This window comes from Burkholderia sp. BCC0044 (genome assembly GCF_902832955.1).
Taxonomy (GTDB): Bacteria; Pseudomonadota; Gammaproteobacteria; order Burkholderiales; family Burkholderiaceae; genus Burkholderia.
On the sequence record NZ_CADFDO010000003.1, the window covers coordinates 699,504 to 721,193 of the forward strand.

Genomic DNA, 21,690 nt, shown 5'->3' on the forward strand with positions numbered 1-21,690 from the left:
CAGTGGGAAGTGGACGGCGCTTAGCGAAGCGATTCGTCCAGGCGAGAAGGCATTGCATCGAAGGTCAGCGCCCGCACGGGGTCGGCGGCCGAGTCGGCGACACCGATCGCAATGCGCGCGAGCGCGCCTTTCGACGCGAAGGTATCGAGCCACAGCGCCGACAGGCGTGGCAGGATGTGTTGTTCGATGAAACCGATAAGAACGCGCGCACCGGTTTCCTGAACGAGACAGCGACCGACGATGTAGCCGACCACCGCATCGTCGAACGTCAGTGCGATATCGTGCGTGTCGGCCATGCGTTTCACGACGCGCTCCAGGTGCAAGCGAACGATGCGCGCGAGCGCGTCGTCCGCCAGCGGCCGATACGGCACCACCGTCACGCGGCCGACGAAAGCCGCCGGGAAAGTTTTCAGCAGCTCGGGAGCAAGCGCCTCGCGCAAGCCGCCGAGGTCCGGCGCGAGCGCGGGATCGGCACTCAGGGTCGCGCTCAGGTCCGCGCCGACATTGCTGGTCAGCAGGATCGTCGTGTTGCGGAAATCGATATGGCGGCCATCACCGTCTTCCATGTAGCCCTTGTCGAACACCTGGAAGAACATTTCGTGGACGTCGCCGTGGGCCTTTTCGACCTCGTCGAGCAGGACGACCGAATACGGGCGGCGGCGCACCGCTTCGGTCAGCACGCCACCTTCGCCATATCCGACGTAGCCGGGCGGCGCCCCTTTCAGCCCCGAGACGGTGTGCGCTTCCTGATACTCGCTCATGTTGATCGTGATCAGGTTTTGTTCGCCACCGTACAGCGCGTCGGCCAGCGCCAATGCAGTTTCGGTCTTGCCGACGCCCGACGGGCCCGCGAGCAGAAACACGCCAAGCGGCTTTTTCGGATCGGTCAGGCCGGCCCGTGCGGTCTGCACGCGTTCGCCGATCAGGCGCAGCGCGTCCGTCTGGCCGACCACGCGCGCCTCCAGCGTTTCGGACAAGCGACGCACCGCCTCGACTTCGTCCGTGACCATGCGCCCGGCAGGGATGCCCGTCCAGTCGGAGACGATTTCCGCGACGATCGCCGCATCGACCTCCGGAAACACGAGCGGCGCATCGCCTTGCAGCGCCAGCAACGCCTGTTCGAGCTCGCGAAGCCGATCAACCGACACCGGCGCGTGCGCCGTATCGCCGCTCATCGTTTCACGTGCCGCAAGCAATGCCTGCGCGGCCGCCATCTGTTCACGCCAGCGCACCTCGACCGATGCCTCGTCCGCTGCAAGCGCCGCGATGCGTTCGTGCACACTGTCGAGTGTCTTGTCCACGCCTAGTCCGATACGGGCCTCCTGCGCGAGTAGCGCCTCTTCCGCGCGAGCCGCCGCAAGCCGTTGACGCACGTCGTCGAGTTGTCGCGGCGTGGCATGCTGAGACAGCGCCACACGTGCGCAGGCGGTATCGAGCAAGCTGATCGCCTTGTCCGGCAACTGGCGCGACGGGATGTAACGGTGAGACAACGTCACTGCACCGCGAATCGCCTCGTCGCGCACCACTACGCCGTGATGTGCGGAAAACGTTTGCACGAGTCCCCGCACCATATCGACAGCAGCGGCTTCGGACGGCTCCGCGACTTGGAGGACCTGAAAGCGTCGCGTCAATGCGGGGTCTTTCTCGATATGCCGTTTGTACTCGGCCCAGGTCGTCGCACCAATCGTGCGGAGCGTGCCGCGCGCGAGCGCCGGCTTCAGGAGGTTGGCGGCGTCACCCGTGCCGGCCTGGCCGCCGGCACCGATCAGCGTATGGATTTCGTCGATGAACAGGATGACCGGCACTGGCGATTTCGCGGCCGCTTCGAGTAACGTCCTCAGGCGCGCTTCGAATTCCCCCTTCATGCTGGCACCCGCCAGCAATGCTCCGACATCGAGGCTCAGCAGACGCACATCCGCAAGCTTCGGCGGCACGTTGCCCGATGCGATCGCACGAGCGAGCCCCTCGACCACGGCCGTCTTGCCGACCCCGGCTTCACCGGTCACCAGCGGATTGTTTTGTCTGCGGCGCAGCAGCACGTCGATCATCGTGCGAATCTCGAGTTCGCGACCGATGACCGGGTCGATCTCGCCGGCACGAGCACGTGCCGTCAGATCCGCGCAGTATTGGTCGAATGTCCCGCCCTTCGGCGCGCCCGGCATCGCGCCGGATGCGTCACCCGGCGTGGCAGGCAGATATTCGCTATGGTCATACGGCCCGTCGTCCGCTTCCGGCGAACCGGCCACCCAGGCTGGCAGCACGTCGTCGAAATCGTCGACCGGAATTTTGCCGAACGCCGGAGAGATCGCGAGCATGACGCGCCGCAGCTCAGGGGCCGACACGAGTGCCGCAATCAGCCATGCGCCGCGCACGCGTCGGTCACCGTATTCGAGGGTTGCGAGCACCCACGCCCGCTCGATCGCCGATTCGATATGCCACGAAAAGTCGTTGATCGAACTTGCGCCGGCCGGCAACGCGGCCAGTGCCCGCGCGAAATCGCGTTCCAGCCCGTCGCGATCGATCGCGGCGTGACGCACGATCCGCTGAAGATCGCCGTCCGGCAGCTGCAGCAACTGATGCAGCCAGTGGACGAGCTCGACGAACGGATTCCCGCGCAGCTTGCAGAAATTCGTCGCCGACTCGATCCCTCGGTAAAGCTGGACCCCGAGCTTACCGAACAGTGCTTGGCGAGAAATGGTCATGTTGATCTTTGTTGTCGGACGCGATGACTCCCGCGCCACGCATGATCTATTAGGACTGCCATACAGATCATCTTCCAGAGGCCCCTCCGGAAGCACCGGTACGTCACCCTCTCTTCAACTCGACTTGATCGGCCAATCAAATCGAAGTCGCATTATCAGCACGAGTTACAACTTCCGTCAATGCATTCGATCTGAAATTTTTCTTGGAAATTCCCCCGATCGCCTTTCGACAAATTACTGCCTCGCCATACGCAAAGCCAGATCAATTTTCGGTTAGAGCCCCAACCAGAGCATTCACGGCCAACGATCGCAAGTCATTGTTATTTTGAGATAAATTTTATTTTTCCAAAGAGCCAAAACTCCTCACCTCATCGATATTTTTATCTCAAAATAATCACACCCATATTGTGACTTTATTTTACATTTCGGACTTCATCTCAAAAAACACTCCACTCATCCACACCAAATAGATTATTTTCATCTCAATAAACAATCTGCCGAAACTCGTGGTTAAAATGCGGGCTTCTCATCATTGGACAGCCAGATGCGTTCCCCTCGCCTGCCATGGTGTCGTCAATCGGACGTGTCGCACGCGAGGCTCGCGCGTGGTAAAGATCATGCGCGGCCCAGCCACACTGCTGCTGCCCAACCGGCGGTTCCAGCAAGCGAATCATCCACGTCGCCCTGTGCCGACGAACTGCTCGGCCAACTCGGCATCGACGGCATGGAACGCGTCGCGCGACATTCAGCTCCTTCGTCCCGAGCTTCCGTTGACACGCCCGACACCACCGACGTGCTGATCGATACATTGCACGCCCAGTATTGGCGTGCGCTGGCCGATCCCCACGCATCCGCTACCGCTGAATGGGCGTCAATCGCAGCGACGGCGGAGCCGGCAACGCGCACGACCGTGCTTGATTCGCCGGAGTGTCCGGATGCGAGTCGCGATCACGATTCAATCGAAGCGTTGCTGTTTGGTGACCGCACGCTCGAGGACGTATTCGAGCGACTGGACGAGCACACTGATCCGTTGTCGGACGATGAACCCGTTCCCGAGATTCTGCATCTGTTCGCGCCGCCCGATTTTCGAGCGACGGCCGCCCAACATCCCCCCGCGCTAACCCGGCGCGAGCACCACACGTTGACTATCGACAGCCCGCTGTCCGCGCCCGTGCGAAAGGACGAAGATTGACCCGGCTTACCACTTCCCACCCGCCCACTCTCGTTCGTCTGGATGATGCCTCCTTCAGCGAACAGATCGAACGAATCTCCGCACGCGTGCGCGCGCAGCCGGCCATCGCGTCTCATCGATGGGCGCTGTTCCAGCTGCTGTGCGTCGTGGGCGAATGGGCGCGGGCAATCCAGCAACTACAGACATGGGCCATGCTCGAACCCGGCCAAACGGCAACCGCACAGGTCTATCGCGATCTGATCCGCGCCGAATGCCAGCGCAAGCAAGTGGTCGACGGGTGTGAGCGTCCGGGCTTCGTATTCGAGCAGCCTACGTGGATCGACGGATTGCTGAATGCACTGCACCTGGCCGCGGCGGGACGAATCGACGTAGCCGACGCCGCGCGCGAAGCGGCCTTCGACGCTGCTCTCACCGTCCCGGCGCGCATCCCGCAGGGTGCGATAGCCTGGATCGTCGATAGCGACTCCCGCTTCGGTCCCGTCTGCGAAATCATCGTGGCCGGGCACTATCGCTGGATTCCGTTCGCCGATCTGGCGTCATGGCGCGTGCCGCCTCCGACGAAGGTCGTCGATCTGGTTTGGGCGCCCTGCACGTTCACGCTTGGCGACGGCGCCATCATGCACGGTTTCATGCCGGCTCGATATCCGGGTTCGGAAGCCGGTATCGATGCCGCTCGCATCGGACGCGAAACGTTCTGGCAAGAGCACGGCCGAACCGGCGTCATGGCACTTGGACAAAAGACCTGGTCAACGGATCAGGGCGACTTCGGGCTGTTCGAACTGGCAACCGCGGAGTTCGGCGCGGGTATCGAGAACAGCGCCACGACCGAAGAGCCGACCGATGAGTGAGCGCAGGAAAGTGCCGCGGGCCGCGGACTCGCTCGCCGTCCGCGCGCCACGGCGCGCCAATACGCATTTGATGCCGACCTTGCTTGACCGGCTGCGTGACGATGCACCGCATCGAAGCACGGAGGCGCCGGAAGAATACACGGTCACCCGTAAACAGATGCGCGACATCGTGCAGCGCGATCTCGCCTACCTGCTCAACACAACCAGCATCGAGGATCAGATCGATCGGAGCCGCCACCCGCAAGTCGCTGCGTCGACCGTGAACTTCGGCGTGCCCCCCCTTGCGGGCGCCTTTATCGCATCACGTCACTGGAACGACGTCGAGCAGACGATCCGGCGGGCCATTGCCGATTTCGAACCGCGGCTGATTCCGGCATCCCTGGTGGTGTCCCCACGTCCCGGCAGCGGCGATGCCGGCGAGCATCACAACGTCCTCGCGTTCGAAGTTCGCGGCCTGATTCACATGGATCCGTACCCGCTCGAGTTCATGGTGCAGAGCTCGCTGGATCTCGAAACCAGCGAGATTCGCATCACCGGCATGCGCACGAGTTAAGCGCGGCACGCCACAACGATAACGAGATCATTCCGATGGACCCGCGACTGCTCGACTACTACAATCAGGAACTTCTCTACATGCGGGAGCTCGCGGCCGAATTCGCGCATGCACACCCGAAGATCGCCCGCCGGCTCGGCATGCAGGCGGGCGAAGTGGCGGATCCCTACGTCGAGCGGCTGATCGAATCGTTCAGCTTCATGGCAGCTCGCATGCAGCTCAAGCTCGACGCGGAATTCCCGCGCTTTACCGAACGGTTGCTCGAAGTCGTTTACCCGAACTACGTCGCGCCCACGCCGTCGATTGCGGTCGCACGCCTTCATCCCGGGGAGGCGGAAGGCAGCCTCGCGAACGGATATCGAATTGCGCGCGGCACCGCGTTTACTGCCCGCATTCCCGATGGCGAAAGAACCGCGTGCCAATTCACGAGCGGTCAGGACGTGATGCTGTGGCCGCTGACGATCACCGAGGCCCGCTTGACGGGTGTTCCGCCGGACATCGCCGGCCTGGAGCGCTACGCGCCGCCCGATACGCAGGTGCGGGGCGCACTGCGGCTACGGCTGGCGACGACCGGTGACGTCCGAATCTCCGACCTGAAGGGGCTTGATCGACTTCCGGTCTACCTTGCCGGTGACGAGCAGGTTGCATCGCACCTGTTCGAGCTGCTGCATGTGGGCGCCGTCGCGTCCGTGATCGGCACGCCTGGCGAGTTCGGCGTCCCGGGGCGCCCGCTCGCAGCCGTGACGCGTGACGCAGTGGAACACGAAGGGCTGCGCACCGACCAGAATCTGCTGCCGCTCACATGGACGAAGTTCCATGGCCATAACCTGCTGCACGAGTATTTCGCATGCCCGGCCCGGTTCTGGTTTTTTGCGCTGACCGGGCTGTCGGAAGGGTTTTCGACGGTACACGGCCGGGAAGTCGAGGTCGTCGTGCTGCTCGACCGCTCGCCGGCTCAACTGGCAAACCTCGTCGACGCCTCGCGCTTCGCGCTGTTCTGCACACCCGTCATCAACCTCTTCAGCAAACATACCGACCGGATCGAGATCACGCCGCGAGAAACCGAGTTTCATCTGGTACCGACGCGGCTCGCACCGCTCGACTACGAGGTGTTTTCGGTCGAGGCCGTGTATGGCCGCGTGGCCGCGACATCCGACGAACTCACGTTCCGCCCGCTGTACCAAACGCTGAACAATGACGAAGGCAATCACGGCCGCTACTTTTCGGCAAGACGCGAGCGGCGTCTCATGTCCGATTCCGCTCGTCGCTACGGTACACGTACGCCGTACATCGGCACGGAAGTGTTTCTCTCTCTCGTCGACCAGAACGAAGCGCCTTATCACGAAAACATCCGCTATCTGTCGGTCGATGCGCTGCTGACAAACCGCGATCTCGCTACGCTTGTGCCGCGCAACGGTATCGACGACCTGGACACGGCAGAATCCGCGCCAGTCGAGAGCATCGGTCTCCTCCGCCCGCCGAGCCCGCCGCTGCCGCCCTATGCCGAGCGGGAAATGGCATGGCGTCTGATCCGCCAGCTCAACTTCAATTATCTGCCGCTCGACGATTTCGACCACCGTGAAGGAGGTCAAGGGCTGCGTGATCTGCTGCGCCTGTACGTCGCGGAGGGCAACTCGGGACAAGGCCGGCAAGTCGAAAGCCTCGTCGGCGTAAAGACGCGTCCGGTGACGCGCAAGCTGCTGCAGAGCGGCCCGATGACATTCGGGCGTGGCATCGAATGCACACTGACAGTCGACGAGACCGACTTCTCGGGGATAAGCCCCTATCTGTTCGGCGTGGTCGTCGAGCATTGGCTTGCGCGGCACGTGTCAATCAACAGCTTTACGCAGACCGAACTTCATTCGATGCAGCGGGGCCGCATCGCACGCTGGCCCGTACGCACCGGCACGCGCGGAGCGCTGTGATGAAACGCGCCACACTGCCCGCACTGCTGCGCGACAGCACGCTGTCGCGCGAACAACTCGAATCCTTGCACGCCGAGCCATGGCGGTTCGGGTTTTTGTCGCTATTGCGACGCATCGGCGCGAACCCCGAGATCGATTCGATCGGCACGGCACGCCGGCCTGGTGCGGAGCCTTTCCGGCTTGGTCAGCAACCGAGCCTCGCCTTTGCCCCGCGAGAAGTCGCCAGCGCGGAACAAACGGACGGGCGGTTAAAGCTGCGGCTTTTCAGTCTCGGGATGCTCGGTCCCAATGGCCCGCTACCGATCCACTTCACCGAGATCGCGAAGGATCGTGAGGACAGCCGGCGGGACACGACGACCGTCGATTTTTTCGACATCTTCCATCACCGCTACTTCACACTGTTCTATCGGGCGTGGGCTTCGGCTCAATCGACCGCGGGACTTGATCGAAAGCACGAGGAGCGATTTTCGTTCTACATCGCGAGCCTCGCCGGACTGGACGTCGGAGAAATCACCCAGCGTGCGCTCCCCTCGCACGCGTGCCTCGCCGCTTCGGCGCATCTCATCCGCGAATCGCGCAATCCTGATGGTTTGCGCGCGACGCTTGAACGCTACTTTGGCGTACCGGTTGCGATTGAGGAGAACGTATTCCACTGGATCGCAATCGATCCGGGTGATTGCGGCCGCATGGGCCGCCCGGGCACCGCCGCGACGATGGGACACGGCGCGATACTGGGACGCGTCGCACCGGACCGTCAGCATCGCTTTCGAATCATCATCGGCCCGCTCGATCTCGACGCTTATCTGCGCTTCACACCTCAGGGCGAGGATCTGCCACGGCTTGTCGAATGGGTGCGGACGTTCGTCGGCTATGAACTGGAATGGGAACTCGAGTTGCGTATCAAGCCCGAGAGTGCACCGCCGGCAGTGATGGGCGGTCCACAACGCATGGGCTGGTCCGGATGGCTCGGCCGCCCGGACCAGCGCAACCCCGTTACCGGCATGCGGTTCGAACCCGAACGTTACGCGCGCCATTTCAATCGTCGTCCGACCAGCCCCCTGAACTGACTGACCATGAGCAAGAAACCGCCGGCCACTTCCGCGAAGTCGAGCCGACCAACCGCGATCGATACCACGCACGTCGACTGGCTGGCGCCGGTAAACGAGGACGCGCCGTGCGGCTCGGATCTCGAGTATGACCACGACTTCGTGGTGCTTTTCGCTGAAGCCGCGTCAAGACCGGACGTGCAGTACGGCGCGTTCGTCGGATCACCTGATCCGCTCAACTGGAGTGAACTCGAACGCAACTGCCGCCGGCTGATGCTGCGCACGAAGGATATGCGTGTCGCGGTGCTCTACGCCCGCTGCCGCACGCGCCTCGGCGGTCCGTCAGGGTTGGCCGAAGGAACGGGGCTGCTTGCGGCGTTGCTGGAGGCATTTCCCGATAGCATTCACCCTCAGGCAAGCACGGATGACGATCGCGGCGCGGCGTTGGAAATGCGCATGAATGCGCTGCAGGCATTGGCGGATCCCGACGGCTTGCTGGCCGACGTCCGGGAGATCGTGCTGATGAAGTCAACCGCCACACGCCTGCAGATGCGGGATATCGAGCGTGCTTTTGCCCACCCGCGTTCGGCGGATGCGCTCGCGCCCGATTCGGTCATCCAGCAGTTGCAGGATCTGCGGAGCCGACAGCCGGAAATGATGAGCGCGTTCGACCAGGCGACCTCAAATCTTGCTGCGATCAACCTGTGGGCGGCTACGCATCTCGAGACGTATCTTCCCGACCTTTCGCCGTTGACTCGATTGCTGCGGCTGTCAAATGTCGAAGATGAGAATACCGAAGCGGCTTCAAACGTCGCACGCGCTTTCGAGGACGACATTGAAAGCCCGGATACAGGCAGTGGGCGGCAAGATGGAGCATTTCCGTCAATGCTTGCGAATGGCAAATTCATCGCCGACACACACGCGCCGACCGCCGTCACGTGTATCGAACATATGCCGATGAACCGCCAGGCGGCGCTGACGCTGATCTGTATGGCGCGTCAGTGGTTCGAAGCAAACGAACCAAGCAGCCCTATCCCGGTATTGCTGAAGCGGGCTGAACAGTGCGTTGGCAAACGCTATGTCGAGGTTGTCAACGCGATTCCCGCAGAGCTTCTTGCGCAATGGGATCAGGCGAATGGCCTGGAATAGATTCGGAAGTCGACCGTACGACGACCAGGCGGCGTCTCGCCGGCAAACCTCGTATGCGACTGGGTCGGTGGCCCCGCCTCACGCCCGCGCCACATGCGCGCGCACCAGCACAGCAAGCGCTTCCTTCAGCGTCGTCGTCCCGTACACTCGCTCCGACGCACCAGCCTCGACATCGATCCGCCCCGCGTTGTGCACGTCGTACAGATCGACAATCAGTTGCGCATGACGTTCGCTGAGCCCCGCGCGCAGCAGCGTCGCGTTCCACGTGCCGCGCGGCAACTCGTGCGCGACGATCGAGCGGCCCGCCGCCGCGCCCAACGTATCCGCGATCGCCGTCACGCTCACCCGCCGCGGCCCTTCGACGCTGACGATGCGCGGCCCGCTCCCGCCTTCCGGTGCATCGAGCAGCAGCCGCGCCGCGACCACGCCCACATCGGGCGCCCAGACCGTCGGGAACACCTTGTCGACCGGATGGTGGAAGCTCGGCAGCGCGCCGGTGCCGAGCGCGACCGGCAGCATGCGCGCCCAGTTCTGCAGATGCTCGGCCGAGCGCAGCAGCGTCAACTGCGTCGGGATCGTCTTCAGCCGTTCCTCGAAGTCATGGAACAGACGCGTGATACCCGTATTGCCTTCAAGCTCTGCGCCGTAGTCCGACAACGCAAGCAGCGCCGGCGGCGGGTTCGCGGCGAGCGCGGCGGTCGCTGCATCGATCGTTCGCGTCATCGTCGCGGCCGGATCGGGATCGGCAGCCGGCACCGGGCACAGTAGCTGCACGGCCTGCGCGCCGTCGATCGCCGCGGCGACCGCGTTCGCGTCCGTCAGGTCCGCGATTGCGACATCGCAGCCAAGCTGCACGAAACGTTCACGATGGCGTGCGTCGCGCAGCACCGCGCGCACGGAATGGCCTGCGTTGCGCAAGGTCGTCACGGTCGACAGGCCGACGTTGCCTGATGCTCCGAAGATCACGAACACGATCTGCTCCCGAGGGATGAAAGTGCTGTGATTGTCGGTATGCGCGGCCGGGAAGGCGCGCACGGACGGATGAATCGAGCAGGAAAGGATGACGGGATGCGAGCGCGGGCATGGCTCGCATCCATCGGAACGCTAGCGACGCGAGGGCTTCGCCCCATCCTCGCCGTCATAAGCCAGCCGCAACCCGCCCCGCGCGACCTCCGTCGGCGTCGCACCCAGCACGCGGTTCATCCAGTTCGCCATGTGGCTCTGATGCGCAAACCCGGCTTCCAGCGCGATCTGGCTGATGCTGAGCCGGCCTTCGAGCAGCAGCGCTTTCGCACGCTCCACCCGGCGCCGCACGACGTACTGGTGCACGGGCATCCCGAGCGTTTCGCGGAACAGCACCTTGAAATGCGGCACGCTGATCGACACGAGCGCCGCGAGTTCGGCGAGCGTCATGCGCCGGTCGAGATTCGCTTCGACATAGTCGATCACGCGCGCCGCGGCTTTCGGCGCCAGCGTGCGTCGGCGTTCGCGAAACGCCGGCTGGCCGTCGACAAGCCGCGCGACGAGCGCCGTGCACAGGCTTTCCGCATAGAGCGGGTCGGACGCGTCTTCCGCTTCGAGTTCGGCGGCCATCGCCCACGCGATGTGCTGCAGCCGCGGATCGCGCACCTGCAGCCGCCGGCGGATCTGCGCGCGCGACGGCTTCAGTTCGAGCTGTTCGACGGTGTGCCGTACGAACGTGTCGCTGAGTGCGATGTGCAGAATCTGGCAGTCGGCGCTGTCGGTCCACTGGCCGGGCAGGCCGGCCGGAATCACGTCGATGTCGCCGTGCGCCTGGATGCGCGACACGCGCTCGCCGTCGCACACGCAATCCGCGCGCACCGGCGCGCCGATATGCACGCCGATCCGGTGATGTTCGGCCGCCGGAATCCGGTACGTGCCGGCGCGGATCTCCAGCAGCGACGCGCCGAAGCCGTGCCAGCCGAGCCCGCGGCTGGAGCGCAGGCTGACCGGGACGCCGTTGTCCGTCGGCGCGGCAAGAATCGGATCGCTCATTGATGGTCTCCACCAGTTCAGGTGCCGAACGTGCATTGTGACGCGTTTCGAGCCGGCGTGCCGGCCCTGCGCGGCGGCCGCCGAATCGAGCAGAAAAAGATCATCCGTTTCTGCTCGGAACGATCCTTGCGTGCGCGCCGGCGGGCGCCGCAAAGCCTACGATCGCCTCATCCGACACCTACGGAGCCCGTCATGCCCCATTACTGCCCGCAACGCGCGGCGTTCATCGCGCGCTCGCCGTCCGCCGCCCGCCCTTCATCCGGCCCCGACTCCCGCAACGGCCGCGCCGCCCTCGCCGTGTGGTGCCTGCGCGTCGTCGGCTGGTACCGGCTCGAACGGCTGCTCGCATCGATTCCCGACAGCAACGACGACTTCGGGCTCGTCTGACGGGCCGGTCGACACACCGCCTACTTGCGCCGCCGCTCGTGCGGCGCCACCGTCGCGCCGTCGATCACCGGCGCGCCCTGCTTGATCAGGAAGTCGCGGAACAGCCCCGTCACCTGCGAGATCCGCCGGTCGGCGAGCGTGACCACATACCATTCGCGCTCGATCGGGTTGCCGGGGAACGGCAGTTGCCCGAGCAACCCCGTGCGCAGTTCGAGCGCACACGCATGCAACGACAGGAATGCGACGCCGAGGCCCGCTTCGGCCATCTGCTTGATCGCCTCGTTGCTCGACAGTTCGGAGCCCACATGAAAACGGTGGCCCGCGTTCTTGAACAGGCTCTCGACGGTCGAGCGCGTGCCCGCGCCGCGCTCGCGCACGAGCAGGTGCGCGGATTCGAGATCCTTCAGCGCGACGCGCTTGCGCTGCATCAGCGGATGGCCCGGCGCCGCGACGAACACCATCGGATGCTTCGCGAACTCGACCGCGTGCGTGCGCAGTTCCTTCGGCGCGCTGCCCATCACCGCGAGATCGATTTCATGCGTCGCGAGCATGCGGATGATGTCGTCGCGGTTGCCGACCTTGAAATACGTCTTCACGTGCGGGCGCGTCGCGGTGAATTTGACGAGCAGCGGCGGGATCAGGTATTCGGCCGTCGTGATCGCGCCGATCCGCAGCGTGCCGCCGAGATCGCCCGTCAACGCGGCCACTTCGTCGCCGGCCTCGCTCCACAGATGCAGGATCTCGCGCGCGTAGCGCGACACGATCTCGCCCGCCGCGGTCAGCTGCACGCCACGCCCCACCCGCTGCAACAACGCGGCGCCCACGGCCTCCTCGAGCAGGCGAACCTGCAGCGACACGGCCGGCTGCGTCAGGTTCAGTTCCTCGGCCGCGCGCGACACGCTGCCGAGCCGCGCGATCATGTCCAGCGCCTTCAACTGCCGGAACGTCGCGGTCTTTCCTATAAGTGAATACATATGAGTCGCTTATAAACATTAAATTGTTCGACTGGGTTCGAAACTATATCGTCGGTTCTTGAGCAATGTCATCCGAATCGTCATTCAGCGGGAGCCCGATATGGACAACACCACGCCCACCCTTGCAACGGATCGCACACCGCGCCTGCCGCGCATCGTGATCGTCGGCGGCGGCGCCGGCGGCCTGCAGCTCGCGACGCGTCTCGGCGATACGGTCGGACGCCGCGGGCAGGCCGACGTCGTGCTCGTCGACCGCTATCCGACACACTTCTGGAAGCCGCTGCTGCACGAAGCCGCATCGGGCCATCGCGATCCGGCGTCCCACACGATCGAGTACGCGGCGCAGGCGAAGCGCCACGGCTTTCGCTTCGTGCAGGGCGCACTGCAGCGGGTCGACCGCGTGGCGCGCACGGCGACGATCGCGGCCGTGCAGGATGCGGACGGCACGGAAATCCTGCCGCAGCGCACGCTCGACTATGACGATCTCGTGCTGGCGGTCGGCAGCGTGACGAATTTCTTCAACGTGCCGGGCGCCGAGCGTCATGCGCTGCCGCTCGAAAACCTCGATCAGGCCGAGGATTTCCGCCGCAAGTTCCTTGCCGCGTGCACGAAGGCGAATCACGCTGCCGAGCAGCAGCCCGCGCGCCGCGGCGCACCGATCTGCATCAACGTGATCGGCGCGGGCGCGACGGGCGTCGAATTGGCCGCCGCGCTGCGGCACGCGATCCAGCAATTGACGACGTACCGCTTCAAGGCGCTGGTGTCCACGCGCGACGTGCACATCCGGCTGATCGAAGGCGGCCCGCGCATCCTGCCGGCGCTCGACGAACGGCTGTCCGGCAAGATGCACGCGCGGCTTCGCGCGCTGAACGTCGACGTGCTGACCGATACGCGCGTGGCGGAAGTCGGCGCGGATGCCGTGACGACCGCGACCGGCGAACGCCTCGCGAGCGACATCACGATCTGGGCGGCCGGCGTCGCGGGCCCCGCGATGCTGCGGGACATCGGCGACATCGCGCTCAACCGCGCGAACCAGGTGATCGTGACCGACACGCTGCAGACGCCCGACGATCCGCACGTGTATGCGTTCGGCGACTGCGCCGCGTGCCCGTCGGCCGGTGCAAGCGGGTGCCTGCCGCCGCGTGCGCAGGTCGCGCACCAGCAGGCCGTGTATCTGGTCAACGCCTTCGCGCGCCGCATCGCCGGCAAGCCGGTGGGAGGCTTCACGTTCCACGATGCGGGCACCGTCGTGTCGCTCGGGCATGCGGGCGCCGTGTATCAGGCGGACATCGGCATGCGCTCGCGCTCGCTGATCGTCGATGGGCTGGCGGCGATCGGGCTGTACAAGTTCCTGTATCGCAAGCACCTGTTCAGCGTGGTCGGCATGAAGCGCGCGCTGTTCCAGTCGCTGAGCCACTGGCTGCAAAGCCGTAACCAGCCGTCGATCAAGCTGCATTGATCGCACCCGCTCGCGCACGGCATCGCAACGCGGCATATCGGGCAGGCATCGCCCGATATGCCGTTTTTTTATATGCATATGCTCGATGCATTCGCAATGCGCGCCACGCTGGTGCATCACGTTGAACACCGTCGACACAATGCAGTTCATGCGGGACATGCCGTGCGACACGCATCCCGTGCCCGCTCTGGCTTGCCGCTCCATTCATTAGCCAAACCGTATGAGTCGGCGAAAAATATTAATTGGTCGCGTTTTCCGGATCGACGCTAAGGTGTGTGGCATTCCCGTCGGCGAACGGATCATCACGTTTCTGAAAAGGAATCACCGTGGTCATCGAAGCCATCGTCACCCGTCTCGACGCAGCATTCGCGCAAATCGAAGCCACCCCCGATTCGCACGAATCTCGCCATCAGCGCGACGCGATCATCCAGTGGCTCGACCGGGCATCGGAAGAAGGATATCGACTCGGTCTCATCACGACGCTGCCGGCCGCGCGGCTCAACGACATGTTCGAAGGCCAGTTCGGCCGCGCGAACCTCGACCGCTTCTCGGTCGTCGTCACGGACACCAATCAACAGGACTCCAGATCGAATCAGCATCCGTTCGATGTCGCGCTGCAAGCACTCGGCGTGCCGCGCGAGCGCGCGGTCGGAATCGCGAGCAGCGAACCGGAACGCCGTGAAGCCGAGCATTTCGGGCTGTCGCGCTGCGTGAACATCACCGATACCGTGCGCTCGATCGCATCGGCCGGGCTGCACTGAAGGCCCGCATACGGGCCGGCCGCGGCCGGCCATCATCGGCGATCCGGCGGCAATCCGACGATTGTCCGACCGCATCCTGACATTCTGCTGTCAAAGTCGCTTGCAACACTCCGGGGCTCGACCACCTTCCCCCGGAGACGGGACGACGCGCATGCGCATCGTCCCGTCCGTTGCCCGCCACGATGACACGCCCGACCCGCACCGCCTCCGCCCTCACGATCGCCTGCCTGCTGCTCGCCGCTTGCGGCGGCGAAGACTCGACGCCACCCGCTACGTCGGCCGACAACAACGGCACGGCGCCCACGCCGCAGCCGCAACCTCAGCCCACGCCGACCCCGGCACCCGCGACCTACTACCAGACGAAGACGCCGTACCGCCCGCAGCAGGACGCCGCGACGTACGAAGCGCCGCCGGCCGGCTACGCGCCGGTCTATGCCGAACTCGTCGCCCGTCACGGCTCGCGCGGGCTGTCGGGTTTCAAGTACGACGGCGCGATCTACGCGATGCTGGTCAAGGCCGAGGCCGACGGCGCGCTGACGCCGCTCGGCGTGCAGCTCAAGGCCGACACGTACGCGATGATGAAGGCCAATGCGCTGCTCGGCTATGGCGTGCCGGGCATCTCGACACCCGGCTACGGCAACCTCACGCAAACCGGCATCCGCGAACATCAGCAACTCGCCGCGCGTCTCGCGCAGCGGTTGCCCGCGCTGTTCGCCGCGGGCAACCGGCAGGTGATCGTCGTCAACTCGGGCCAGGATCGCGCGGTCGACAGTTCGACGTACTTCTCGGCAGCACTCGTTACCGCACAGCCGGCGCTGGCGCCGGCCATCACGCTGCCGGCCGCGCCGGCCGGCTATCCGGCGAGCGCGCCGGTCGCGCAGCCGGCCGGCACCAACCGTTTCCTGCTGTATTTCCATTCGCTGAAGCCAGCCACCGATCTCGTGACCGATACAAGCGATCCATACTACGCGACCTATCAGGCGAGCCAGACGTACCAGACCTATGCGAGCGACGCGACGGTGGCCGCGAAGCTGGCAGCGATCAAGGCCGCGCCGCAGGCGGCCGACGTCGCGCAAACGGTGCTGTCCGCGCTCGTGTCGCCGGCCTTCATCGCGAAGCTCGGCACCGACGGCTACACGTTCGCGAACACCGGCACCTATGCGTTCACGTCGACGGACGGCAAGTTCACCAACACGCTGAAGGGCGACGGCAAGACGAAGATCGCGACCGCCGTCGATGCGGTGAACGTGCTGTACAACCTGCTGCAGGTCGCGCCGGCAATGACCGCGGAAACGGGCGGCGTCACGATGGAGAAGTACATCGGCGCGGAGCAGGCGCAGTATCTCGCGTACCTGCAGGATGCCGAGGACTACTACCAGAAGGGGCCCGGCATCCAGGAAGCGAATCCCGTGACGTACCGGATGGCGAAGGTGCTGCAGGACGATTTCTTCGGTGAAGTCGACGCGATCGCGCGCGGCGACCTGACGCACGCCGCGAAGCTGCGCTTCACGCATGCGGAGATCGTGATTCCGTTCGCGTCGATCATGAACCTGAAGAATGTGTTCGTGCCGACGCCGCAGGCGCAGACGTACACGTATGCGAACAATCCGTGGCGCGGCGACCAGGTGTCACCGATGGCCGCGAACATGCAGTGGGACGTCTATCGCAACGGGTCGCGGCTCATCGTGAAGATGCTGTACAACGAGCGCGAGACGGATTTCCAGGCCACGTGCGACGGCGCCAAGATCGCGCCGGGCAGCCACTTCTACGACTACGCGGGGCTGAAGCAGTGTTACGGGTATCAGTGATGCGATAGTCAGCGGCGCAACCGGCAGCGGTGCGGGCGGCGGCCGGCATCTCGCGCCGACGAACTCGCGGCGGCTCGCATGGTCGAACGAGCATCGTCGGAGAGCCCTCATGAAACGCGTCGCCCTTGCCGCTGCCCTGACCCTGTTTACCGCCATCAGCTTGCCCGTGCCGGCACTCGCCGGTGCCTCCTCCGGCGCCGTCGCGCCGGTTCCGGCTCAGGCATACGCAAAGAATTGCGTGCCGTCGCGGGATGCCGCGCAAGGCGCCCGCTCACCGTCCAGCGCGCCGCCGATCCGCGTCTGCGTCGGCGATGCCGACACGCAGCTGAACCTGCCGTGGTTCGTGACCGATGTCCTCACCGCCGTGGACACGCACCAGTCGCCCCGCGGCCTGCTCCACAAGATGCGCAACGATTTCTGACTCGCCGCGGCACCGCATCATCATGACGGGTCGGGGCACTTCAGCACCTGGATGAACGTGCCGACGATGCCGGCCCACATCGCCGGGTCGGCGATGCGCTCCAGCAGCGCCCGCAATTCCCGTCGTTCTTCGTTCGACAGCACGCCGTGCGCGCCGCGGATGCTGTCGTAACGCGGCGTGCCGCGCGACGCGAGCGCGCGATCGAGCGAATAGTCGCGGGCTGCTCCGTCCACCGCGATCCGAATCCACAGCGAACCGCCGTCCGCCGCGGCGGCGCCATCGGTCACGATGACCGTGGGTGCGGCATTGTCTTCCATCGCAACGCTCCGGGTTCGACGCGCAGGCAGCCGACTGCCGACAACGTCGTCACATGAAAATGTTTCTTTTTGAGACACAATCACGAAACCTCATCAATATTTAAACAACAATATTTCGCAATGGCGCGCCGCGTCATATACTTGCCGCGCACCATCCTCGTGCCAAGAGACGGTGTCTTTTGTCCCGGCTGCACACACCGTGCGGCCGGGGCTTTTTTCGGTACGCTGCGTCGATATACATGCTTGATGCGCGCATGTTATTGCGTGATGCTGCCAGATAAGTGGCCGATCGCGACAGGCTCGTGCCGATGCCCGTCGCGACGGCCGAATCGATCGGCGTCCCGAAACCGGCGCGCGAGCCGCATGGCCCGAATCAGGCATGCGGCATGCGCGCCGTTTGCATATCGACCGGTTCGACTTGCCACGCCATGCGTATAACACCAAAGGCAATCGCGGGACTGTGGGCGCGCACCGCCGGCTCGAAGCCTGCTTTCCACCGCCGCGGCGCGGGGCCGCGGGTCATGTTTCTCGCCGCCGCGATCATCTGCGTACTCGTGCCCGCGTTCGCGCTCGTGCTCGCCGACCGCTACGCGCGCGATGTCGTCACCGCGCACGAGCGCGTCGCGGCAAACGACATCGTAGCTTCCGTGGACCGCATCCTGGACGGCGTGCGTCTCCGACACGCGGACGAGCTGACCGCGCTCGTCGGGCGGCCCTGCAAGACGGTGTTCCGGACGCTGGCCGAAGTGGGCACTCGCCTGCGCTATCTGCGTGCGGTCGGGCTGGTGAACGACGGCCGCCTCATGTGCTCGTCGGCGCTCGGTTCGATCGACCTGCCGCTCGCCGCGTATGCACGCGAGCCCGAACCGGGCGCGATGACCGTCACGCTGCTGCGCCAGACGCCGTTCCAGCGTGGCATTCCGGTGCTGTGCGTATTTCGCGCCACCGCGCGCGGCGCGGGCGTCCTGTATGTGATCGAGGGCGACTACGTGGCCGACGCGCTCGCCCACGGCACCGGCAACGAAGCGGAAACGGCCACGCTGTCGATCGCGGGTTCGGGCCGCCTCGATCAACACGGGACGTTCGCGCCGGAAACCGACGCGGGCGCCGCCGGCGGCAGCACGATTGCGTCGCAGCGCTGGCCGTTCACGGTGTCGGTCGTCGCATCGGCGCGCTATGCGTCGCAGGTCCAGCGCCACTACCGGCTGATCTGCGCGACGATCGTGCTGCTGGCCGACAGCCTCGTGATGGCCGCCTACCTGCTCGCGATGGCGCCGCGGCGGCTGTTGCTGAAGGCCGTGCGTCACGCGCTCAGGCGCAACGAATTCCATGTCGTGTACCAGCCGATCGTCGACGTGCAGACGCGCAGGACGGTCGGCGTCGAAGCGCTGCTGCGCTGGCACCATCCGAAGTGGGGGGCCATCGGCCCGGCCGTGTTCATCCCGCAGGTGGAATCGAGCACGCTGCTGCCGAAGGTCACCGACTTCGTGCTGCGCACGGCGGTGTCCGAGCTGACCGCGCTGACGCCGTCCGCGCCGCTGCGCATCGCCGTGAACATTGCACCGCAGGACCTCGAGCGTGTGCAGTTCGTGGCCGTCGTCGAGGAAGCGATCCGCGCGCTGCCGCCCGGCTTCACGCTGGTGCTCGAAGTCACCGAGCGCATCCTGCTCGAGCAGAACGCGCGCACCACCGAGATCTTCCAGACGCTGCGCTCGAAAGGCGCGAAGTTCGCGATCGACGATTTCGGCACGCATCGCAGCAATCTCGACATGCTGTCGCGCTTTCCGTTCGACTACGTGAAGATCGATCGACAGTTCGTGTCGCAACTGGACACCGGCAGCGCGAAGCTGATCGAGGGGATCGCGGCCGTCGCGCATCACTACGGCCTGAAGATCATCGCGGAAGGCGTGGAGACCGAGGCCCAGCATCGCGCGCTGCATGCGGTCGGGATCCAGTACGCGCAGGGCTACCTGTATCAGCGCCCCCTGCGCGCGGAGAACCTGACGCGCGATTTCGCCTGCGCGACGGTGTAGCGGCGGCGCCGACGGCGACTACTGCGCGCCGTATTGACCGCCGAGGTGCACACGGCCCTGCTCGACCCATCCTTCGAAATCGTCGCCGGTCTTGCCGTTCACGTACATGACGTCGTACCAGCGCCCGTGCGACTTGTAGACGGTCACCGAATCGCCGGGGACGATGAAGGTCCGCTTCGTGATGCACTGCGCGTCGGGCGCCGAGTAGAAATACGCGCGCCCCGTGCCGATGACCGTGCCGGATGCCGGCGGCCGGAAGTTGTCGTCGGGGCCGCTCGTGGCCGCATCGAGCTTCCCGCAATCGACCGCGCTCTTTGCATGCGCGCCATTCGCGGCCAGGCTCGCGCCGAGCACCAGCATCGCGATGCCCGTGCGCATCGTCATTTTCATCTTCATCGTTCGCCCTCTACGCCCTCTCGTTTTTCGGTTTGCCGGTTCGCGGCCGGCACACGTTCAATCCTGCGTGACGGTCGTCGCTACGACTCGTCGCTACGACGCCGGCCCCTTCCGGATGATACGACTACGTCGAAATCCACAAAAACGGAACACCGTTCCGAATCATGTCCTATAGTCAGTCAGCAGACATCATTCGACAACGGGACGCATCGACGTCCACGGAGGAGACGTGAAGCTGAAACAGGCCATCGACCGCATTCCGGGCGGGCTCATGCTGGTCCCGATGCTGCTGGGCGCGTGCGTGCACACGTTCGCGCCGAATGCCGGGAAGTACTTCGGCTCGTTCACCAACGGCCTGATCGCGGGCACGGTGCCGATCCTCGCCGTGTGGTTCTTCTGCATGGGCGCGACGATCGACCTGCGCGCGACGGGCGTCGTGCTGCGCAAATCGGGCACGCTGCTCGCGACGAAAATCGTGGTCGCGTGGCTCGCGACGGTGATCGCCGCGCGGTTCATCCCCGACGACGGCATCCGCACGGGCCTGTTCGCCGGCCTGTCGCTGCTCGCGATCACGACGTCGATGGACATGACCAACGGCGGCCTCTATGCGGCCGTGATGCAGCAGTACGGCACCAGGGAAGAGGCCGGCGCGTTCGTGCTGATGTCGATCGAATCGGGGCCGCTCGTCAGCATGCTGATTCTCGGCGCGGCCGGCGTCGCGGTGTTCGAGACGCGGCTTTTCGTCGGCGCGGTGCTGCCGTTCCTGATCGGCTTCACGCTCGGCAACCTCGATGTTGAGCTGCGCGAATTGTTCGGGCGCTGCGTGCATCCGCTGATTCCGTTCTTCGGCTTCGCGCTCGGCAACGGCATCGATCTCAACGTGATCGCGAAGAGCGGGCTGCCGGGCATCGCGCTCGGGCTCGCGGTGATCGTCGTGACGGGCGTGCCGCTGATTCTTGCCGACAAGTTGCTGGGCGGCGGCAATGGCACGGCGGGGCTGGCCGCGTCGTCGACGGCCGGCGCCGCGGTCGCGAACCCGGCGATCATCGGCGAGATGATTCCGAAGTTCAAACCGATGGTGCCGGCGGCCACGGCGATCGTCGCGACCGCATGCCTCGTGACGGCGATTCTCGTGCCGATTCTGACCGCGATGTGGGCGAAGCGGGCGGCCAAGGCTTCCGGGGTGCCGGTGAGGGTCGCGACGCGGGCGGCGCATGGCGGGGCGATCGAGCATGAGGGGCATGTTTGAGGGGTGCCGGTTCAAGTCCGGCCCCCGGCACCGAACACCCTGACGTCTGCCAGCCATGATCCCGCAAACGCTCACCTTCATGTAGGCTCCGGAAGCCGGCTCACGTCGCCCAGGCCGGCGTTTTCCGGAGCGCTTTTCATGCCCACTGCCGTCCTGCTGCGGACAAGCCATTCGCACCTCTACCCGGGCAGCATCGTGACGCTCGACCATGATGCGCCGCGCACCGCCCAGCCGCATCCGGCCGTCATCGAATTCGCGGACGGCTCCGGCGCCGCCGCGACACTGTCCCGCGTCGGCGACGATACTCTTGAACTCGCGGTAGACGAATACGTCACGCAGAAACGCAACGCGATCGCCGCGCGCCGCTGGTTGCTGCAGCCGATCGATGCGGCCCAGACGGGATGGCGCGTCGCGCTCCGCCTTCCTGCCACCTGATGCCAGACGGCCGCCGCCG

20 protein-coding genes are annotated in these 21,690 nt (G+C 65.1%); 14 read left to right on the forward strand and 6 right to left on the reverse strand.

Annotated elements, in window-relative coordinates; translation table 11 throughout:
- Window positions 1-20: 20 nt before the first annotated feature.
- A complete protein-coding gene (gene tssH, locus HWX14_RS20135) occupies window positions 21-2,702 on the reverse strand; it encodes a type VI secretion system ATPase TssH (RefSeq protein WP_175884637.1) in 2,682 nt (893 codons plus the stop codon).
- Window positions 2,703-3,246: 544 nt separating this feature from the next.
- Here tssH and HWX14_RS20140 point away from each other — a divergent pair.
- The 6 genes from HWX14_RS20140 to HWX14_RS20165 are packed head-to-tail and all read left to right on the forward strand — an operon-like array spanning window position 3,247 to window position 9,415.
- Entirely contained in the window at window positions 3,247-3,894 is a 648-nt protein-coding gene (locus HWX14_RS20140; RefSeq protein WP_175884161.1) for a TagK domain-containing protein, read from the forward strand.
- Window positions 3,891-4,742 (forward strand): type VI secretion system accessory protein TagJ, encoded by an 852-nt coding sequence (locus tag HWX14_RS20145; protein ID WP_175884162.1) that lies wholly within the window; start codon window positions 3,891-3,893, stop codon window positions 4,740-4,742. The genes HWX14_RS20140 and HWX14_RS20145 overlap by 4 nt, the downstream gene beginning before the upstream one ends.
- Window positions 4,735-5,295 carry a type VI secretion system baseplate subunit TssE gene (gene tssE / locus HWX14_RS20150; protein WP_175884163.1) on the forward strand — a complete coding sequence of 187 codons (561 nt, stop codon included), beginning with the start codon at window positions 4,735-4,737 and terminating at the stop codon, window positions 5,293-5,295. Before HWX14_RS20145 ends, tssE begins: the two co-directional genes overlap by 8 nt.
- Before the next feature lie 35 nt (window positions 5,296-5,330).
- Window positions 5,331-7,220, forward strand: coding sequence for a type VI secretion system baseplate subunit TssF (gene tssF, locus HWX14_RS20155; RefSeq protein WP_175884164.1), 1,890 nt, complete (start codon window positions 5,331-5,333; stop codon window positions 7,218-7,220).
- On the forward strand, window positions 7,220-8,287 hold the full coding sequence (tssG, locus tag HWX14_RS20160; protein ID WP_175884165.1) for a type VI secretion system baseplate subunit TssG: 1,068 nt from the start codon (window positions 7,220-7,222) through the stop codon (window positions 8,285-8,287). The genes tssF and tssG overlap by 1 nt, the downstream gene beginning before the upstream one ends.
- 6 nt (window positions 8,288-8,293) lie before the next feature.
- Complete coding sequence (locus tag HWX14_RS20165) at window positions 8,294-9,415, forward strand: type VI secretion system ImpA family N-terminal domain-containing protein (RefSeq protein ID WP_175884166.1); 1,122 nt, start codon at window positions 8,294-8,296, stop codon at window positions 9,413-9,415.
- A gap of 78 nt (window positions 9,416-9,493) precedes the next feature.
- Here the strand turns inward: HWX14_RS20165 and HWX14_RS20170 are convergent, their stop codons facing one another.
- Together HWX14_RS20170 and HWX14_RS20175 are read right to left on the reverse strand one after the other, a co-directional pair.
- Window positions 9,494-10,387, reverse strand: coding sequence for an NAD(P)H-binding protein (locus HWX14_RS20170; protein ID WP_175884167.1), 894 nt, complete (start codon window positions 10,385-10,387; stop codon window positions 9,494-9,496).
- Window positions 10,388-10,519: 132 nt separating this feature from the next.
- Window positions 10,520-11,431 carry an AraC family transcriptional regulator gene (locus HWX14_RS20175; RefSeq protein ID WP_175884168.1) on the reverse strand — a complete coding sequence of 304 codons (912 nt, stop codon included), beginning with the start codon at window positions 11,429-11,431 and terminating at the stop codon, window positions 10,520-10,522.
- A gap of 192 nt (window positions 11,432-11,623) precedes the next feature.
- Between HWX14_RS20175 and HWX14_RS20180 the strand changes: the two genes are divergently transcribed.
- Window positions 11,624-11,818 (forward strand): hypothetical protein, encoded by a 195-nt coding sequence (locus tag HWX14_RS20180; protein ID WP_175884169.1) that lies wholly within the window; start codon window positions 11,624-11,626, stop codon window positions 11,816-11,818.
- A gap of 20 nt (window positions 11,819-11,838) precedes the next feature.
- On the opposite strand, the gene HWX14_RS20185 is transcribed toward HWX14_RS20180, so the two are convergent.
- Window positions 11,839-12,792 (reverse strand): LysR family transcriptional regulator, encoded by a 954-nt coding sequence (locus HWX14_RS20185; RefSeq protein ID WP_174920212.1) that lies wholly within the window; start codon window positions 12,790-12,792, stop codon window positions 11,839-11,841.
- Window positions 12,793-12,892: 100 nt separating this feature from the next.
- Between HWX14_RS20185 and HWX14_RS20190 the strand changes: the two genes are divergently transcribed.
- The 4 genes from HWX14_RS20190 (at window position 12,893) to HWX14_RS20205 (ending at window position 17,241) form a co-directional block, all read left to right on the forward strand.
- A complete protein-coding gene (locus HWX14_RS20190) occupies window positions 12,893-14,251 on the forward strand; it encodes an NAD(P)/FAD-dependent oxidoreductase (protein ID WP_175884170.1) in 1,359 nt (452 codons plus the stop codon).
- A gap of 326 nt (window positions 14,252-14,577) precedes the next feature.
- On the forward strand, window positions 14,578-15,012 hold the full coding sequence (locus HWX14_RS20195; protein WP_175884171.1) for a phosphatase: 435 nt from the start codon (window positions 14,578-14,580) through the stop codon (window positions 15,010-15,012).
- 182 nt (window positions 15,013-15,194) lie between these two features.
- A complete protein-coding gene (locus HWX14_RS20200) occupies window positions 15,195-16,820 on the forward strand; it encodes a histidine-type phosphatase (protein WP_175884172.1) in 1,626 nt (541 codons plus the stop codon).
- Window positions 16,821-16,929: 109 nt separating this feature from the next.
- On the forward strand, window positions 16,930-17,241 hold the full coding sequence (locus tag HWX14_RS20205) for a hypothetical protein (protein ID WP_175884173.1): 312 nt from the start codon (window positions 16,930-16,932) through the stop codon (window positions 17,239-17,241).
- Between the two features lie 20 nt (window positions 17,242-17,261).
- Here the strand turns inward: HWX14_RS20205 and HWX14_RS20210 are convergent, their stop codons facing one another.
- Window positions 17,262-17,558 (reverse strand): hypothetical protein, encoded by a 297-nt coding sequence (locus tag HWX14_RS20210; protein WP_175884174.1) that lies wholly within the window; start codon window positions 17,556-17,558, stop codon window positions 17,262-17,264.
- Between the two features lie 428 nt (window positions 17,559-17,986).
- Here HWX14_RS20210 and HWX14_RS20215 point away from each other — a divergent pair, with 428 nt between their 5' ends.
- Window positions 17,987-19,591: an EAL domain-containing protein gene (locus HWX14_RS20215; protein WP_175884175.1), complete on the forward strand. Its 1,605-nt coding sequence runs from the start codon at window positions 17,987-17,989 to the stop codon at window positions 19,589-19,591.
- An 18-nt stretch (window positions 19,592-19,609) separates the two neighbouring features.
- On the opposite strand, the gene HWX14_RS20220 is transcribed toward HWX14_RS20215, so the two are convergent.
- On the reverse strand, window positions 19,610-19,969 hold the full coding sequence (locus HWX14_RS20220) for an SH3 domain-containing protein (protein ID WP_244130301.1): 360 nt from the start codon (window positions 19,967-19,969) through the stop codon (window positions 19,610-19,612).
- A 247-nt stretch (window positions 19,970-20,216) separates the two neighbouring features.
- On the opposite strand from HWX14_RS20220, the gene kdgT reads away from it, so the two are divergent.
- Window positions 20,217-21,236, forward strand: a complete 1,020-nt coding sequence (gene kdgT / locus HWX14_RS20225) for a 2-keto-3-deoxygluconate transporter (RefSeq protein ID WP_175884176.1) — start codon at window positions 20,217-20,219, stop codon at window positions 21,234-21,236.
- A gap of 138 nt (window positions 21,237-21,374) precedes the next feature.
- The gene (locus tag HWX14_RS20230) at window positions 21,375-21,671 is read left to right on the forward strand and encodes a hypothetical protein (RefSeq protein WP_175884177.1); all 297 of its coding nucleotides are present in this window, start codon (window positions 21,375-21,377) and stop codon (window positions 21,669-21,671) included.
- Window positions 21,672-21,690: the final 19 nt, after the last annotated feature.